This window comes from Orrella sp. 11846 (assembly GCF_048820935.1).
GTDB lineage: Bacteria > Pseudomonadota > Gammaproteobacteria > Burkholderiales > Burkholderiaceae_B > Algicoccus.
Genome location: NZ_JBMERD010000005.1, coordinates 1 through 16,566, shown reverse-complemented (window position 1 = coordinate 16,566; position 16,566 = coordinate 1). Strand labels below are relative to the sequence as shown.

At 49.9% G+C, this 16,566-nt stretch carries 12 protein-coding genes; 4 read left to right on the top strand and 8 right to left on the bottom strand.

The window, feature by feature from the left end; genetic code table 11:
• Positions 1-101 precede the first annotated feature (101 nt).
• From ACOI06_RS05350 to ACOI06_RS05335, 4 genes are read right to left on the bottom strand one after another with little or no spacing between them, the layout of a single operon-like run.
• Positions 102-1,310 (bottom strand): ABC transporter permease, encoded by a 1,209-nt coding sequence (locus tag ACOI06_RS05350; RefSeq protein WP_420661489.1) that lies wholly within the window; start codon positions 1,308-1,310, stop codon positions 102-104.
• The gene (locus ACOI06_RS05345; RefSeq protein WP_420661488.1) at positions 1,300-2,049 is read right to left on the bottom strand and encodes an ABC transporter ATP-binding protein; all 750 of its coding nucleotides are present in this window, start codon (positions 2,047-2,049) and stop codon (positions 1,300-1,302) included. The genes ACOI06_RS05350 and ACOI06_RS05345 overlap by 11 nt, the downstream gene beginning before the upstream one ends.
• Positions 2,046-3,383 (bottom strand): efflux RND transporter periplasmic adaptor subunit, encoded by a 1,338-nt coding sequence (locus tag ACOI06_RS05340; protein ID WP_420661487.1) that lies wholly within the window; start codon positions 3,381-3,383, stop codon positions 2,046-2,048. The genes ACOI06_RS05345 and ACOI06_RS05340 overlap by 4 nt, the downstream gene beginning before the upstream one ends.
• Before the next feature lie 14 nt (positions 3,384-3,397).
• Positions 3,398-4,900: an efflux transporter outer membrane subunit gene (locus tag ACOI06_RS05335; RefSeq protein ID WP_420661486.1), complete on the bottom strand. Its 1,503-nt coding sequence runs from the start codon at positions 4,898-4,900 to the stop codon at positions 3,398-3,400.
• A gap of 209 nt (positions 4,901-5,109) precedes the next feature.
• Between ACOI06_RS05335 and ACOI06_RS05330 the strand changes: the two genes are divergently transcribed.
• The 3 genes from ACOI06_RS05330 (at position 5,110) to ACOI06_RS05320 (ending at position 9,201) form a co-directional block, all read left to right on the top strand.
• Positions 5,110-7,674 (top strand): heavy metal translocating P-type ATPase, encoded by a 2,565-nt coding sequence (locus tag ACOI06_RS05330; RefSeq protein ID WP_420661485.1) that lies wholly within the window; start codon positions 5,110-5,112, stop codon positions 7,672-7,674.
• Positions 7,671-8,063 carry a Cu(I)-responsive transcriptional regulator gene (gene cueR, locus ACOI06_RS05325; protein WP_420661484.1) on the top strand — a complete coding sequence of 131 codons (393 nt, stop codon included), beginning with the start codon at positions 7,671-7,673 and terminating at the stop codon, positions 8,061-8,063. Before ACOI06_RS05330 ends, cueR begins: the two co-directional genes overlap by 4 nt.
• Positions 8,064-8,286: 223 nt before the next feature.
• On the top strand, positions 8,287-9,201 hold the full coding sequence (locus tag ACOI06_RS05320; RefSeq protein WP_420661483.1) for a universal stress protein: 915 nt from the start codon (positions 8,287-8,289) through the stop codon (positions 9,199-9,201).
• A 274-nt stretch (positions 9,202-9,475) separates the two neighbouring features.
• Here ACOI06_RS05320 and fumC read toward each other — a convergent pair whose 3' ends face one another.
• The 3 genes from fumC to ACOI06_RS05305 all read right to left on the bottom strand — a co-directional run bounded on the left by fumC (position 9,476) and on the right by ACOI06_RS05305 (position 14,416).
• Complete coding sequence (gene fumC, locus ACOI06_RS05315; RefSeq protein ID WP_420661482.1) at positions 9,476-10,882, bottom strand: class II fumarate hydratase; 1,407 nt, start codon at positions 10,880-10,882, stop codon at positions 9,476-9,478.
• A 201-nt stretch (positions 10,883-11,083) separates the two neighbouring features.
• Complete coding sequence (locus tag ACOI06_RS05310) at positions 11,084-12,193, bottom strand: NAD(P)-dependent alcohol dehydrogenase (RefSeq protein ID WP_420661481.1); 1,110 nt, start codon at positions 12,191-12,193, stop codon at positions 11,084-11,086.
• A 180-nt stretch (positions 12,194-12,373) separates the two neighbouring features.
• The gene (locus tag ACOI06_RS05305; RefSeq protein WP_420661480.1) at positions 12,374-14,416 is read right to left on the bottom strand and encodes a diguanylate cyclase; all 2,043 of its coding nucleotides are present in this window, start codon (positions 14,414-14,416) and stop codon (positions 12,374-12,376) included.
• A gap of 182 nt (positions 14,417-14,598) precedes the next feature.
• Here ACOI06_RS05305 and ACOI06_RS05300 point away from each other — a divergent pair, with 182 nt between their 5' ends.
• Positions 14,599-14,928, top strand: coding sequence for a DUF167 domain-containing protein (locus ACOI06_RS05300; RefSeq protein WP_420661479.1), 330 nt, complete (start codon positions 14,599-14,601; stop codon positions 14,926-14,928).
• Between the two features lie 27 nt (positions 14,929-14,955).
• On the opposite strand, the gene ACOI06_RS05295 is transcribed toward ACOI06_RS05300, so the two are convergent.
• Positions 14,956-16,386, bottom strand: coding sequence for a sensor domain-containing diguanylate cyclase (locus ACOI06_RS05295; protein WP_420661478.1), 1,431 nt, complete (start codon positions 16,384-16,386; stop codon positions 14,956-14,958).
• Positions 16,387-16,566 lie beyond the last annotated feature (180 nt).

Below are 16,566 nucleotides of genomic sequence, written 5' to 3'. Positions count from 1 at the left end.
ATAGTTAAGTGAATCGATCATTCTAACGCGCAGTACAAGTGACTCGTCATACAAATACGTTTTAAAAAGAATGAACGATCACGCTATCTTTTAATGCCTGTTTATTCATGCCTCAACGCATCAATCGGGTTGAGTTGCGCAGCACGGCGCGCCGGAAAATACCCAAATACCACACCGATCGCCGCAGAAAACACAAAGGCCAGTAAGTTGATGCCTGGGTTAAATAAGAAAGGCATCCCCATCAGCGATGTCACAGCTAGGCAGGCAAATAACGCAAACACAAGACCAGCCACGCCACCAATTGCAGATAACACAACCGCTTCAATTAGAAACTGCAGCAACACTTCACGCTCAAGCGCACCGACAGCCAGACGTATCCCAATTTCCCGGGTCCGCTCAGTCACCGACACCAACATAATGTTCATAATGCCGATTCCGCCCACTAGCAAGCTCACCGCAGCCACCGCCCCCAACAATCCTGTCATCGTCCGAATCGTGCCAGACAATGTTTGTGCAATCTGTTTGGTGTCCATCACGTTAAAGTTGTTTGGCTCACCTGGCGCAAGTTTGCGCCGTTCACGCATCAACTGATTGATATTGTTTGTCGTCATATCGACATCTGCTGTATCGGTCATGGACAACAAAATTGACTGCACATTGGTGTTACCTGAAATCCGACGCTGCGCAGTCGCCAAAGGCAAGAGCACCATGTCATCTTGATCCATACCCATCGCACCCTGCCCTTTGGGAGCAAGTAGTCCAATGATTTCACAATCAAAGTTGCGAATTCGAACCCGATCGCCAATCGGATTGGTTTGACCAAAGAGTTCTTGACGTACGGTCTGTCCAATCACGCAAACCGCACGGCCACCATTGAGTTCATCATCGGTGAACATGCGTCCATCCGCCAACGACCAGTTCCCAGTCACAAAGTATTCATTGTCACTGCCAACGACGTTCGAAGACCAGTTCTGACCATTCGCCACCAAAGTAATGGTGCGACTCACAGAAGGCGCAACCGCTTTCAAACTGGGCACTTGCTCTGCCAAAGCCTGAACATCCTGTATTTTGAAGGCACTGGAGCCCGCCAAATCACTGCTCGGCCCCAAGCGCTGGGTTGGACGCAACACCAAAAGATTGCTCCCCAAACTCGAAATACTTTGTGACACCATCAAAGTTGCGCCATTTCCCAAAGTCACCATGGTCACCACCGCGCCCACGCCAATGACAATGCCCAGCACCGTCAGAAATGAGCGCAGTAGATTTCGGCGGATAGCTCGCAAAGCTAAAAGCAGCGCATTACCCCACATGGGAATCCACCTCCCGTGTCGCTGGTACCATCACATCAGGATTTATTTCATCACTGCGCACTTCACCATCGACAAACGTCACAATCCGATGCGCGTACGCGGCCATTTCAGGTTCATGTGTGACCATCAAAACCGTGATACCACGCTCATAATTCAAATCTGACAACAACGCCATGATTTCTTGACTGCGTGCCGTATCCAGATTGCCGGTGGGTTCATCCGCTAAAAGTACGAGGGGATTGGTCACAATGCCGCGCGCAATCGCCACCCGCTGTTGCTGACCACCCGACAGTTCAGCCGGCGTGTTGCGCTCCCAACCTTTCAGTCCGACTTTCTCTAGGGCTTGCTGCGCCATCAAGCGTCGTTGTGCGACGGATTCGCCCCGATATAGCAAAGGCAACTCGACGTTTTCTAGTGCGCTTGTACGCGCCAATAAGTTAAAACCTTGAAACACAAACCCTAGTGCGGTACGTCTTAGAATGGCCCGCTGATTGCGATCCAACGAATGAACTGGAATCCCCTGAAACAAGTACTCGCCTTGGCTCACCACATCGAGGCATCCCATGATGTTCATGGCCGTCGATTTACCTGATCCGCTGGGGCCCATGATCGCCACAAACTCACCTTGCCCAATGTCTAAGTCCACAGACTTCAACGCATCAAACGCAAGTGCACCCTGTCCGTATGTTTTAGTGACACCTCGCAGCTGAATCAAGGGTTGCTGAGCCTGGCTACTCATCGCTGTAACTCCTGCCCCACAACGACGTCCGCACCGACCCTCAAGTCACCGCCGGTCACCTCAGTCAAGCGACCATTGGTTAGACCAATCTGCACAGGCACTGCCACCGGGACACCGCGCTCAAGCACCCACACCTGTCCACTACGCATACCCTTTTCTTCTCGTGGCGAGACTGTTTTAGGGCGTGGCATGCGCATAGGCACCAGTCTTGAGACGAAGCTGCTGCCTGAAGACGCGGCTTGCGGTGCTTCTTGAGGGGTGTAGCGCAATGCCGCATTGGGTACTAACAACGCATCTTGGGCGCGAGCAGTGAAAATGGTTGCTGTAGCCGTCATGCCTGGGCGTAAGGCCAAATCTTCATTATCGACTTGTAAGATTGTTTTATAGGTCACCACGTTATCGGTGGTCGTGGATCCTAAGCCGACTCGTTCAATTTGTGCGGCAAACTCACGACCTGCCCAAGCAGACACGGTAAAAGTCGCATCCAAGCCCGGCACAATCGTGGCGACATCCGCCTCATCCACATTGACCTGCAACTCCATTTGCGCCAGATCCTGAGCAATCATAAACAGCACGGGTGCCGACATCGAAGCCACCACGGTATTACCCGGTTCAACCTGACGTTTCAGAACCACCCCATCCACGGGTGAACGAATCTGCGCTTTTTCTAGGTTAGTTTGGTTGGTTTTAAGTTCGGCATCCATTTGTTGCACATTGGCTTTGGCCGCTTGTTCATTGGCTTTGGCGCGTGCCAATGCCGCCTGAGCCACTTCCATCTCCGTGGCGGCAGGTACTTTGCCACCAGAACGACGATGCACGTCTTCCATGCGAGAGTACGTCGCTTGTGCTTCTTGAACCGTCGCAGCGGCCACGGCCACCTGCGCATGTGCAGCGGCTAATGAGGCTTCAGACCGTGTGATGGCATCGTGCAGTTTTGAGGTATCAAGGCTTGCTAGCAACTGACCTTGCTTCACTTGATCATTTTCTTGCACCAAGACAGTTTCAACCGTGCCGGACAATTCTGAGCCGACTTCAACGGACTGTGTCGGTTGCAACGTACCTGTTGCTGTCGCGGTGACGACCAATTCACCCCTTTGCACAGTTTGTGTCAGATAACTCACCTTGGCGGTCTCATCGCCTGCCCACCACAGGTATAAGCCAGCCAAGAGCACAAGCACAATCAGCGCTGCAAACCATTTACGCCAACCACCGCGACGCGAACCACCCACTTTCAGTGCTTCACTCAAAGCGTGGGTGCTCAGTGTCTGCGTGTTCTGATCAGTTTTTGTTGTTTCTGTTTTTGTTGTTTCAGCCGTTGTTTTATTCTGCGTCATTTTCAATCATTCCTTTACAGCGGTGCAGCTTGAGTGCTGGTCTTAGACGGGGCCGTGACAGTCTCAGCAGGCTTTGTTTGTGCAGACGCCTCGTTCTCTGTTTCTGGCTGCCAGCCACCACCCAGGGCTTTATAGAGCTGGATAAGTGTTGTCACTTCATTAGCCCGGGCTTGTGCCAGACTGTCTTGTGCACTCAATTCGGTACGTTGTGTTAACAACACTTGCTCAAAATCGACCAAACCACTCTGATAAAGCTGCAAAGACTGAGTCGCGGCACTCGAAGAGGCCGCCGCAGCTTGACGCCAGGCGCGTGTTTTTTCTCGTGACAGCGCATGCGCTAACAATGCGTTTTCCACCTCTTCTAAAGCAGTGAGTATGACCGACTCATAGTTAGCGAGTGCAGCCTGTTGCGCCTGAGTCTGTGCTTCAACCAGATTTTTAAGACGTCCTGCGTCAAACAACACCATCGCTAAACGAGCCACCAGACGGCTCACAAACACATCGATCGTGCCCAATCCACTCAAACTATAGGCAGCCCAACTAAAAGACCCACTCAAATCAAGACTCGGATAGCGTTGAGCGAGTTGCTGTCCAATCAGTGCTGTTTGCGCCGCCAGATCTCGCTCAGCGACTCGCACATCAGGGCGTTGCGTGAGTACCTTGACCGGAATGGCGGTACCAATTGTGTCCGGTACCGACGGTAAAGCACCTGATGTTTCCAATAAATTTTGTAATGTACCGGGGGTTTCACCCACCAAGACTGCAAGTCGGTTAGCTGCCCGCGCCACACTGATTTCAAGATCTGGCAGACCTGCCTGCGTTTGTGCAAGATTTGCCCGCGCTTGATCAACGTCTGTCTGACGCACCAAACCCGCTTCATAACGCCAGCGTGCGATTTGTAAAGCATCTTGTTGCATTCGGATATTGCGACGCACTAGGCCTAAACGATGTTGGGCATTACGTAAATCCACATAGTTTTGTGCCACTTCGGCGGCAATTGTCACCTGCACATTGTGCAAGCTCGCCAACGCCCCTTCCTGCTGAGCTTGTGCCGCTTGCAGACCTCGGCGATTGCCGCCAAACACATCGACTTCCCAGCTGGCATCGAATCCTGCATCAAATTGTGTTCGGTCTGCTTGTCGTGAAGAGCCGTAATTCGTCGGCGCAACCGACCCACGCGCACCGAGCGAAGGATACAAATCGCTCACGGCCACATCTCGCCTAGCACGGGCTTGCAATAAGCGGGCACGGGCTTGCGCAATGTCCTGATTATTTTTAAGCGCTTGGGCAATCAGCTGATCGAGCTGCGGGTCACTCAACTGCGTCCACCAGCTCGCCAGCACCGTTTCAATCTGCTCGGACGAAACTGGCTCATAAATTGAGCTCACCGTCACCCATTCATTGGCGCCCGGATAAGCAACCCCTTCATAGTCGGGTCCGACTGAAGGCAAACCCACGCAACCCGTGAGAAGCACAGTCGGCAAAAGCCGAAACACCCATTTTGTGAATCCTGCCAACAGTGACTCCCAAGCTCTAAATGTAATGAGATAAAGACCGTGCGTCTCGCACATAGTTCCAAAACACACCAATCAAGTCACTATTCTATAGACTGTTGGGACTTGAAGCCGTGCACTGATATGCAATCTTTTAGTCAGCGCTTGACCTTTCCATCGTGGGAAGGTTTATCCTTAAGTCATCATTAAATCAAATCCTTGATCAAATCATCATGACTCAAGTCCTTGCCACCCCAACTGTGACACCAACAGTTGGCAATACGCCACCTGTTACGCAACTTTCCCTGTCGATTGAAGGCATGACCTGTGCATCCTGCGTCAAACGCGTGGAACGCGGACTTTCAAACGTACCGGGTGTGGATTCAGTAGCCGTCAACCTTGCAACAGAAAAAGCCCAAGTGGCCGGCAGCGCTGATATCTCGCATGAAGCCTTGGTTGAATCAGTGCGTAAACTTGGTTTTGATGTGCGGCCTGAAACGATCACCCTCAATATTGAAGGCATGACCTGTGCGTCTTGTGTCGGTCGAGTCGAGCGCGTTTTAAGCAGAATCCCTGGCGTGACGCAAGCCCATGTCAATTTGGCAACTAATACGGCTACAGTGACGGGCAGCGCGCCTATCCAGACACTCATTGCAGCTAGCACTCGCATTGGTTTTCCGGCACAGGTGCAGTCTGAAGCCAGAGAAGCGGCTGAGCGCCAAGCTCAAGAAAAACGTGACAAAGAACAAGCCACGTTGCAACGTGATCTCATTATCGCGCTCATTCTCACTGTGCCCGTTTTTGTCATGGAAATGGGTTCGCACATGATTCCGCCCTTTCACCATTGGCTGAATGCCACCCTAGGGCAGACCAATAACTGGTTAATCCAATTTGTACTAACCACTTTGGTGTTAGTGGGTCCCGGCCGAGTCTTTTTTGCCAAAGGCTTCCCCGCCTTATTGAATGGGGGGCCTGACATGAACTCATTGGTTGCAGTCGGGACCCTTTCAGCCTATGGGTTTTCTGTGGTGGCGACCTTCTTCCCACATCTGTTGCCTGAAGGTACGGTCAACGTGTATTTCGAAGCAGCCGCAGTGATTGTGACGCTCATTTTGCTTGGCCGTTATATGGAAGCCCGCGCCAAAGGGCGAACCTCTGAAGCCATTCAACGTCTGATCGGCCTACAAGCCCGAACTGCCCGTGTGTCACGCAATGGCGAGTTTATTGAGGTACCGATCGACGAAGTTAAACCGGGCGACCTGATTTCTGTGCGTCCTGGTGAACGTATTGCGGTCGATGCCGAAGTCGTCGAAGGCGCTAGTTATGTTGACGAATCAATGATCACGGGTGAGCCCATCCCAGTTGAGAAAACACCGGGTAGTCACGTTGTGGGCGCCACGGTGAACCAGAAGGGTGCATTGACTATTCGTGCCAGTGCTGTCGGTCAAGATACTGTACTGTCGCAAATCATCCGCATGGTCGAACAAGCGCAAGGCACCAAGCTGCCAATTCAAGCGATGGTCGACAAAATCACGCTCTGGTTTGTGCCGGCTGTTATGGCCGCTGCTGTACTCACCTTTTTAGTTTGGCTAATTTTTGGGCCCACACCTGCACTCACGTTTGCACTGGTCAACGGTGTTGCGGTGCTCATTATTGCTTGCCCTTGCGCCATGGGTTTGGCCACACCGACCTCAATCATGGTTGGAACCGGACGTGGTGCTCAGTTAGGCATTTTGTTTCGTAAAGGCCAGGCATTGCAACAACTTCGCGATGCCAAAATCGTAGCAGTCGATAAAACCGGCACCCTGACTGAAGGCAAGCCAACACTCACGGATCTGCATTTAACCCCGGATTTTAATGAGTTCGATATCCTCACTTTGGTAGCGGGTGTGGAAGCGCAATCTGAACACCCAATTGCACGCGCCATCGTGGAGGCATCCAAAGCCAAAGATGTGCCCAACGTTCAGGTCACAGACTTTAATTCCCTAACCGGATTAGGCGTGCGTGCAACCGTACAAGCGTCATTGAGCAATGGTCACGATGCCAATACAACCTATCATGTCGAAATCGGTGCCCGCCACTTTATGGATTCACTCAACATCGACACACAGGTGTTTGAATCACAAGCGCATACCTTGGCCGAACAAGGTAAGTCGCCACTTTATGCGGCCATTGATGGAAAGCTAGCCGCACTCATTGCGGTGTCAGATCCTATCAAGCCCACCACACCTGCAGCCATTGATGCCTTGCACAAGCTTGGCCTCAAAGTCGCCATGATTACCGGTGACAACGAAAAAACAGCACGTGCTATTGCCGATCAACTCGGCATTGATGAAGTGGTGGCACAAGTCTTGCCCGACGGCAAGGTCGATGCGGTGAAGCGTTTACAAGCCACACATGGTTGCTTAGCTTTTATTGGTGATGGTATTAATGATGCCCCCGCCCTGGCTCAAGCCGATGTCGGTCTGGCTGTTGGTACTGGTACAGATATTGCCATGGAAGCAGCCGATGTCGTGTTAATGACCGGTAATCTGCAAGCAGTCCCCAATGCGATCGCTCTGTCAAAAGCCACCATGGGCAACATTAGCCAGAACCTGTTCTGGGCCTTTGCGTACAACACCGCACTGATTCCCATTGCGGCCGGTGTGCTCTATCCCGCTTACGGTGTTTTGTTATCCCCGATGTTTGCCGCCGGTGCCATGGCGTTGTCCAGTGTCTTTGTGGTCTCCAACGCCTTGCGTCTAAGACGCTTTACACCGCCTGCAGTGGTATCCACACAATCAGGTACTGCGGCATGAATATCGGACAAGCTGCCACGCAAAGTGGGGTCAGCGCCAAGATGATTCGTTATTACGAAGAGATTGGACTGCTACCCCCAATTCAACGAGGTCCACAAGGCTATCGACTGTATACCCAACAAAACTTAAAGCAACTGTCCTTTATTCGGCGTGCCCGAGAACTCGGATTTTCAATCGCTGAGATTCAGGCACTGATGGAATTATGGAATGACCAAAAGCGGCAAAGTGCGCAGGTACGCAAGCTAGCGCAAACCCATCTTGAGACTTTGCATCAAAAAATTGAAAGCCTTCAACACATGGCCGATACACTCCAGCATCTCGTGAATCAATGTGCCAATGATGAATACGCAGACTGCTCAATTCTGGATGGACTAGGCCGTGAACACTAGTCGTCTCCAATCTAAGTCACGCTTTGCCTGCCTATTTAGAGAGACGAAGGGATATACTGTCCTTAGAGTGGATGGGATGACAAAAAGTCAGATCAACACAGGATCATCTCTAAATCAACATTTGCTCTCGTTCTGATGTCTGACTTTGGTCGCGCTTGACCTATATGTGATCGCCATCGCAGCGCCCTCAGGGTGTGCCTATCAACACCATCAAGGAAAAAGTATGAAAGATCTAAACACCATTCTGGTTGCAACCGACTTATCAGAACCCTCCATGGCCGCCATTTCTCGAGGATTGGCTCTAGCGCAACTTAACGGTTCAGAATGCACGGTGTTACACGTGGTGCCTCGGGATCTGGTCTTTAGCCTACAGGGTCTAATCGGTCCTTCCTCCAAAAACGTCGAAAACGAAAGTATCCAACGTCAGACTCAAGCCTTAAATCAAACCGTTAATCGTTTGATGGTCGGACGTGAATTAAACGTCGTGACTCGCATACGACTTGGCCAACCCAGTATTGAGATTGCGGAACAAGCTGAGGAAGATGAAGCTGAACTGATTGTTGTGAGCTCCGAAGGCCTTGGCGCGATTCGTCGAATGCTGATCGGCAGCACCACCATGGCGGTCTTACACGAATCACCCGCACCAGTTCTGGTCGTCAAAACTCAAGAAGCCCGTGATTATGAAAAAGCCATGTTGCTGGTTGATTTCTCAAAGACCACACCTTCTGTCATTCGTGCTGCTAGACGCTACGCACCGGATGCCCACTACGTGCTAGTCAACGTATTAGAAACTGCACTTGAGGATATGTCTCGTTTGGCCCTAATTCGTAAAGAACAGATTGAAACACTGCGCAACACCGCCTATGATCAGGCCACTGAAGAGCTCACTAACCTAGCGAAGAAAGCGGGCTTGACTGAGGATCAGTTCAGCGTGGAGCTTCTAGAAGGTGATATCACAACTTGCATCCCCAAAGCACAGGAACGCTTACAGTGTGATCTGATGATTACGGGTAAACAAGGTCATCACGCAACACGTGACCGTCTGCTAGGCAGCTTTACACAATCTATTCTGAATCTGGCCAAAGTGGACGTCTTGGTCTCACAACCTCGTGCACACGAAGACGATTCATACTTCTAAGCAACATCACACTACAATCTATCCCATCATTTCAGATCGATTATCTGAAATGATGGGACGATTATTCAAAAATGCTCTCAACCGAACTGATATCGCGGACATTTGCGAATCGTATCTAGCACAGAGAAAACAATCACAACAATTAAGATCGTTCTCGAGGGAAGAAGGATATCGAGCAATCAAAGAATTGGAGCTCAAAGGTTTATTTTCTTTTGGGTGTTATTTTTATCAGATCTGTCCGACACCCTCTGGCTGGACAGACCTGAACTCAGTTTTACTCGTTACCTGCCACGTACGGTGTCACCATTTTGCTGGGATCCACGATACGATCAAATTCCGCTTCTTCGATATGCTTCAGAGCTAATGCAGCATCTTTCAGCGTCATATCGTTGTGCATCGCATGATGAGCAATTTCTGAGGCTTTGTCGTAACCAATCACAGGCGCCAGTGCAGTGACTAGCATCAACGATTGATCCACGTACGCTTGAATGCGTTTACGATTGGCTTTGATGCCTTCGACTAAGAACTTACGGAAGTTTGTGCTGCCATCTGCCAACAACCGGATAGACTGCAAAACGTTGTAGATCATCAAAGGCTTGTAAACGTTCATCTGCATATGACCGCCTGAGCCACCCATTCCAACTGCCACGTCATTAGCCATCACTTGTAGCGACAGCATGGTCAGTGCTTCAGCCTGTGTTGGATTGACTTTACCCGGCATGATTGAAGAACCTGGCTCATTTTCTGGCAACTCCAGCTCAGCCAAACCAGCGCGCGGGCCACCTGCTTCAAGTCGAATGTCATTAGCGATCTTAAAGAGCGAGTTCGCCAGTGTTCTCAGAGTGCCAGAAAAGTTGACTAAGGCATCATGTGACCCTTGCGTAGTGAATTTATTGGGCGCAGTCACAAACGGAATACCTGTCAAGCGAGCAATCTCAATGGCTGCAGCCATATCAAAACCGGGTGCCGCATTAATACCGGTACCAACGGCCGTGCCACCTAAAGTCAGCGCATACAAATCCTGAACAGCGCGCTCAATCCACTGCAAGTTGTCATCCAGCATCCCCACAAAGCCCGACCACTCCTGCCCTAGAGTCAGAGGGGTTGCATCTTGCAAGTGTGTACGCCCAATTTTGACAATATCAGCCCACTCCTCGGCCTTTTCTGCCATGGCATCACGCAACGCTTGCACAGCTGGAATCAAATGATTCTGTGCCTGCATGACGCTGGCCATATACATCGCTGTCGGGAACGTGTCATTGGAAGACTGGGACATATTCACATGATCGTTCGGGTGCACAGGTTTTTTACTGCCCACCTCTGTACCAGCGATCTGGCAAGCGCGGTTTGAAATCACCTCGTTGATATTCATGTTGAACTGCGTACCACTGCCCGTCATCCAGACGTGCAAAGGAAACATGTCTTCATGTTCACCAGCAATCAACTCATCACAAACCTGCACAATCAAATCACATTGTGTTTTTGGAAGGCGCCCACCCGCGTGGTTCACAATGGCAGCCGCTTTTTTTAGATACGCGAATGCCTGAATCAATTCAGATGGCATGATTTCACGGCCGATGCTGAAATACTGGATTGAGCGTTGTGTTTGCGCTCCCCAGAGCTTATCGGCGGGCACCATAATTTCGCCCATACTATCTGTTTCGCGACGCATCTCGCTCATAAAACTCTCCTAAAAACAATTCATCGGCCTACCTGTCAGCTTAAGTGACAGCACCCCGTCAAAGGCCCAATATCCACAAGGCGCACATGACTATCATACGCCTACATTCAGACATGGAATTCAGCTTGTCTCAAACCCAAAAAGCCACGGGCCACCTGTTTAAGAGGCGGCCCGTGACTTATCTAAAAGCGGTCTGTAGGATTAAGGCTTAACGGCAATCTTGAGCACACCATCACGTTGGTTGCCAAACAAATCGTAGGCCTCAACGATGTCATCCAATGCATACTGGTGCGTGACGAGCAGACCCAAATCAAGACGATGAGAATCGATGACATTCATCAAACGACGCATGCGCTCTTTACCACCTGGGCACAGGGCTGTACGAATCGTGTGATCACCCAGACCAGCTGCAAACGCGCTCATCGGAATTGTCAGATCTTCTGAATAAACACCCAAGCTAGACAACGTGCCACCAGGTTTAATGCAGCGCAACGCATCCGAAAATGTTTGCTGAAGACCCAAAGCTTCAATCGCCGAATCGGCACCACGCCCGTGTGTCAACTTCATCACTTCATCCACCACATCGCAGTTTTTGAAGTTCAGTGTGACGTCCGCGCCCAGCTGCTTGGCGATTCCTAGACGGTGATCATTGCCGTCCACAGCGATAATTGTGGTTGCACCCAACAAACGGGCACCAGCGGTTGCGCACAATCCGATTGGACCTTGTGCAAAGATCACGACGGTATCACCGATTTTAATATTGGCGTTTTCTGCACCCACAAAACCGGTCGACATAATGTCGGGGCACATCAAAACCTCTTCGTCTGTCAGGCCATCGGGTACAGGTGCCAAGTTTGCTTGCGCATCTGGCACCAGAACATATTCAGCTTGTGTTCCATCAATCTTGTTCCCAAAACGCCAGCCAGCCGTAGCGTGATACCCATGTACGTGAGCACAATTACTGTGATCATGGTCATACGTCAGGTATGAACCATCTTGTGATGGCGCACCATCCTGTGCGGCATAGGAATTAAAGTTCGGGCAGATAGCACCCGCAATCACCCGCTGACCTTCACGGTAGCCACGCACAGCGCTACCGAGCTTTTCAATCACACCCACAGGTTCATGACCAATGGTCAAGCCTTTTTCAACAGGATACTCGCCTTTGAGAATATGAATATCCGTCCCGCAAATCGTCGTGGTCGTAATGCGGATCAGTGCATCATTAGGCCCCACATCAGGAATGCGCTTATCAACAAGCTCAATCCGACCCGGTTCAACAAAAACAGCTGCTTTCATCATGCCACTCATTGCATTTCTCCCAGAAAATTACAAACACACCACATCACGCGGCAAAAAATAATCAAACAATTCAATGACTTTTATGCCTATCGATGATTTCAGATGGCTGTAAGTATTATCGCTCAAATTCCAATAATTCGACAAAGTTTTCTGAGCACACACATGACACAGATCAAGCTTACAATAAAATCAAATTCGCTCTGATGTGTAAACCACCTGATTACGCCCTTGAGTTTTTGCGATATACAACATTTTGTCTGCTGCCTTTAACGCCGCCACCAAACCCGTTTCAGCGGTCAATGACACAAGTCCAATCGAAACAGTGAAATGCAGCACAGAACCGTCATCAACTGGTACTTCTAAAGCCTGAACCTGAGTCCGAATACGTTCAGCAACCGCTAAGCCGACTTCTAAATCGATATTAGCCAACAAGATAGAAAACTCTTCTCCACCCAGTCTGGCTACCAAATCGGACGGGCGAACATTTTTCAGGCAAGTGCGCACAAACTCAATCAATGCTTGATCGCCAACGGCATGGCCGTAGGTGTCATTGACGTCTTTGAAATGGTCAATATCAAGCCCCAATAAAACGTGATGCGCACCTTCACGCTCACCTTGTCGAAGAATCATGTCTGACAAGGCAAAAAACTGTCGTCGATTGATGGCACCAGTTAACTCATCCGTATAAGCCATCTCATGCAAACGGTCCTCTAACAAGCGCCTTTGCGACATATCCGTAATACTGCTTCGGGTCATGAGCAATTGCCCCTGATCGTCGTACATCAGACTGGCCGACAATGACACCGGAAAACGACTGCCATCTTTTCTTTGCATCCACATTGGATAATCGATCAAAGCCCCTTGTGACTGCAACGCAACTAGATGATCTTCACGGATATTCCCGTAACTATCATGATCGGGTTGAAGGATCTCACTGTAATGCAGCTTCCCGACAACTTCTTCACGGCGATAGCCCAGCCAGTCCAAGCCAGTCTGATTCATGCGCAGGTAATAACCATCCGCACCCACAGATTGGTAGCACACAGGTGCGTTTTCATATAAGTCTGAGAGTTCTTCAGCGTATTGTGCCTGCATTTTCCCCACCAATGCTCGGACTCGTTGCGTGCGCGCTAGCGACCAGCATCCAATCGCCAATGCAATCAATAAAAACACGAGCGCCGCTTGTACCCAAGGTTGAGCGAGAATTGTTTTAGAAAGCCACGCAGACTTTGGAATAAAAATGCGCAAGTGCCAAACCAGACCAGTCTGATTTTGCGTAAATTGATCATCTGCATTCAGTGTGACTGGCTGAATCAGTGTGGCTTTAAACGCTTCCATCGGAAACACAGCTTGCGTGACAACAACCCCATCATTCACAATCTGTACAGGCGCAAATATTTGTCTGACCAGCGATTCATGCTGATCCGTATCAAAATACTCCCCGTACAACGCATCTCGGACAGGAAACAAACGTCTGCCAGCTGTATCAAAGACTTCAAGTGAAGCGCCTGTCAAAGTACTTTGTAGTAGCTGATCCAACCAAACAATCAAAGAGTCCAGACCAATTTCTCCGGCCACAAAGCCAGTAATATTTCCTTGCTCGTTAAGGACCGGGCTGATCATCTGCACAAAAGAGGCATCGAACTCTTTGGACAACGACTGCTCACCATAGGTACGCACATTCGAAACATACAAAGCCGACATTAAATCTGTGTAAGGCATATTTTTCATCTGCGCCATGGCCAGACTCGCAGAACGCTGATCAAACGCATCAGCCGTTCTGGACGTATCGACTAACGAGATGATCAAACCACCCCGTTCATCATAGAGACGCAAACTCGATAGAAAGGGAAATGTTCGTTTAACTCGACGCAAATGATCCTGAAAACCCAACCAATCTTCTGGTTGGCGACCAGCTTGTGTCGTCGCAAAATGAGTCAGCATTAAGCGTGACATCAGTTTGATAATGGAGCCCGTAGTATGAATTTCTTGATTGGTTTTTTGCTCAAATAGCTTCAGATACGCTTGTTGTGCTTCAATTTGTGAATCACGACGAGCCGCCATCAGTTCGCTATATCCAGGCCAAGCCACCAAGAGCATAACCAAGACAATTGCACCAAAATAACTGAAGGCCCGCCAAAATATCGCCCATTCTGAAATGGATTCTGCTGAAGTTTTCAATCCTTGCTCATGCAAATGCAAATCGTGCTCGGGGTTTGCTTCGTGTTTCATCGAAATTCACCATTGGCTCTACAAAGCGCGTCAAACGAAGACCGTAAAGCGCTTTGCCTTGTATCTTCAAAAAAGAGACCATATGCAGTGATCACACCGAGTCCGCCTCGAATCATCAGATCCGACAGACGGACTCAGACTACACTACTAGAGTCTGAATATAGCGAATTCTTAGGAAAAACATGTCTGACACGAATTTTCAGTTGCCCGTTTGGGCAGATAACAGCCAGCGTGGCTTGATCATTCACATTCGTTTGCAACCCGGTGCCAGAACGACCCGAGTGATTGGTGAGCATGGTGAGGCGCTTAAAATGGCCATCATGTCGCCACCCGTCGATGGCAAGGCCAATGCCGCCCTCTTGAAATGGTTTGCAGACACTTTAAAGTTACCCAAATCAGCCGTCCAACTAGTTTCAGGGCAAACCAGCCGAAGCAAAAAAATCTCATTGGGTCAATTACAGGATCGTCAGATTCAGGCCGTCATCCAACAGCTTATGCCACCAAACACCTAAGCCTCACGCGCTTTGATGGACTGTGAATCATTCAGCATCCGTTTCTGATGTCGACACGACACGGTTTCGTCCCATCGCCTTGGCCGCATACAGTCTTTCATCGGCCAATTTCAACGCGGCGTCCAAACCAATCGTGGTGGTCAAGGTGCTAACACCAATAGATACCGTGAATTGCAAAACCGAACCATCTTTCATGGGCATCTTCAGTGCTTGCACATTGGCTCTGATCCGTTCAGCAACCACCAGCCCTGTTTCCATCGTCTGATTAAGCAACAGAATAGAAAACTCCTCGCCGCCCAAACGGGCCACCAGATCTGATGTGCGTACACTTTGCACGCAAGTCTTCACAAACACTTTGAGGGTTTCATCACCGATGTCATGCCCATAGGTGTCATTGACCCGTTTGAAATGATCGATATCCAGTGCCAGCAACACATGATGCGTATTCTCACGCTCACCCCGCTTCAGAATCATCTCTGACATCGCAAAAAACTGTCGACGGTTAATGGCACCAGTGAGCTCGTCGGTGTAAGCCAGTTCACGCAAGCGCTCTTCGAGCTGATAGCGATGTGTCCGATCCGTAATACTGGTTCGCACCAATAAAAGTCGCTGACGATCGTCATGTACCAAGCTGGCCGACAAAGACACTGGAAAGTGGCTACCGTCTTTACGGCGCATCCACATGGGATAATCCTGTAAAACACCCTGTGGCTGTGACAAGATGTCTAGATAATCCTCTTTTAGGTTGCCATAAGCATCCATCTCCGGCTGCAAAATCTCGCGATAATGCATTTTTCCGATGACCTCTTCACGGGTATAACCAAGCCAATCCAAGCCGGTCTGATTCATGCGGACGTAATAACCATCCGCACCGACTGACTGATAGCAGACGGGTGCATTTTCATACAGATCGCTTAGTTCATCAGCATATCGAGTTTGCATACTAGCCACCCAAGCACGCATACGTTGGGTCCGTGCTAGCAACCAACAACCAACCGCCAAACCAATTAGCAAAACCCCCAAAACACCCTGCGCCCAAGGTTGGGCAAGTATCGACTTTGGAAACCACGCTGCCTTCGACAGAAAGATTTGCGCTTGCCAGTTTAAAGCTCTGGCATTTGAGGTCCATTGACCTTGCGCGCTCACGGTGTAGGGGCGGATGAGCGTCCCTTCAAACACGGTAATGGGATACATCGTCCGATTCACAAACACCCCACCTTCGACTTGCTCGACAAATGCTGGTGATGAGTTTTCGGCTGATGTCTTGTTAAGTGCAGTTTGGACCTCTTTTGGCAACAAGACACCATTCACAGGAAACAAACGTTCGCCCGCGGTATTAAATACTTCAAGTTGAGCATCTGGTGACGTGTTATGAAGCAAATCATCAAACCACACAAACAAATGGTCTAGCCTCAACTCACCCACCAATAGCCCTGTCACCTCGTCGTTTGTATTCAACACCGGACTCATAATCTGGACATAAGTGATGTGACGTATCCGACCCGTTGTTGATTCATCTAGATTTTGAATATTTGACACGCATAAGCTGCGGAACGTGTCAACCTCATTTGAGCCACTTGCTCAATAATTAAGTTGCTTTTTCAATGACCCTCGGCAGAGTTGGGAAGTTGACGCCTA

Coding starts and splice junctions, on each gene's coding strand:
- ACOI06_RS05350 (WP_420661489.1), bottom strand. CDS start 1,310: ATGTGGGGTAATGCGCTGCTTTTAGCTTTGCGAGCTATCCGCCGAAAT.
- ACOI06_RS05345 (WP_420661488.1), bottom strand. CDS start 2,049: ATGAGTAGCCAGGCTCAGCAACCCTTGATTCAGCTGCGAGGTGTCACT.
- ACOI06_RS05340 (WP_420661487.1), bottom strand. CDS start 3,383: ATGACGCAGAATAAAACAACGGCTGAAACAACAAAAACAGAAACAACA.
- ACOI06_RS05330 (WP_420661485.1), top strand. CDS start 5,110: ATGACTCAAGTCCTTGCCACCCCAACTGTGACACCAACAGTTGGCAAT.
- cueR (WP_420661484.1), top strand. CDS start 7,671: ATGAATATCGGACAAGCTGCCACGCAAAGTGGGGTCAGCGCCAAGATG.
- ACOI06_RS05320 (WP_420661483.1), top strand. CDS start 8,287: ATGAAAGATCTAAACACCATTCTGGTTGCAACCGACTTATCAGAACCC.
- fumC (WP_420661482.1), bottom strand. CDS start 10,882: ATGAGCGAGATGCGTCGCGAAACAGATAGTATGGGCGAAATTATGGTG.
- ACOI06_RS05310 (WP_420661481.1), bottom strand. CDS start 12,193: ATGAGTGGCATGATGAAAGCAGCTGTTTTTGTTGAACCGGGTCGGATT.
- ACOI06_RS05305 (WP_420661480.1), bottom strand. CDS start 14,416: ATGAAACACGAAGCAAACCCCGAGCACGATTTGCATTTGCATGAGCAA.
- ACOI06_RS05300 (WP_420661479.1), top strand. CDS start 14,599: ATGTCTGACACGAATTTTCAGTTGCCCGTTTGGGCAGATAACAGCCAG.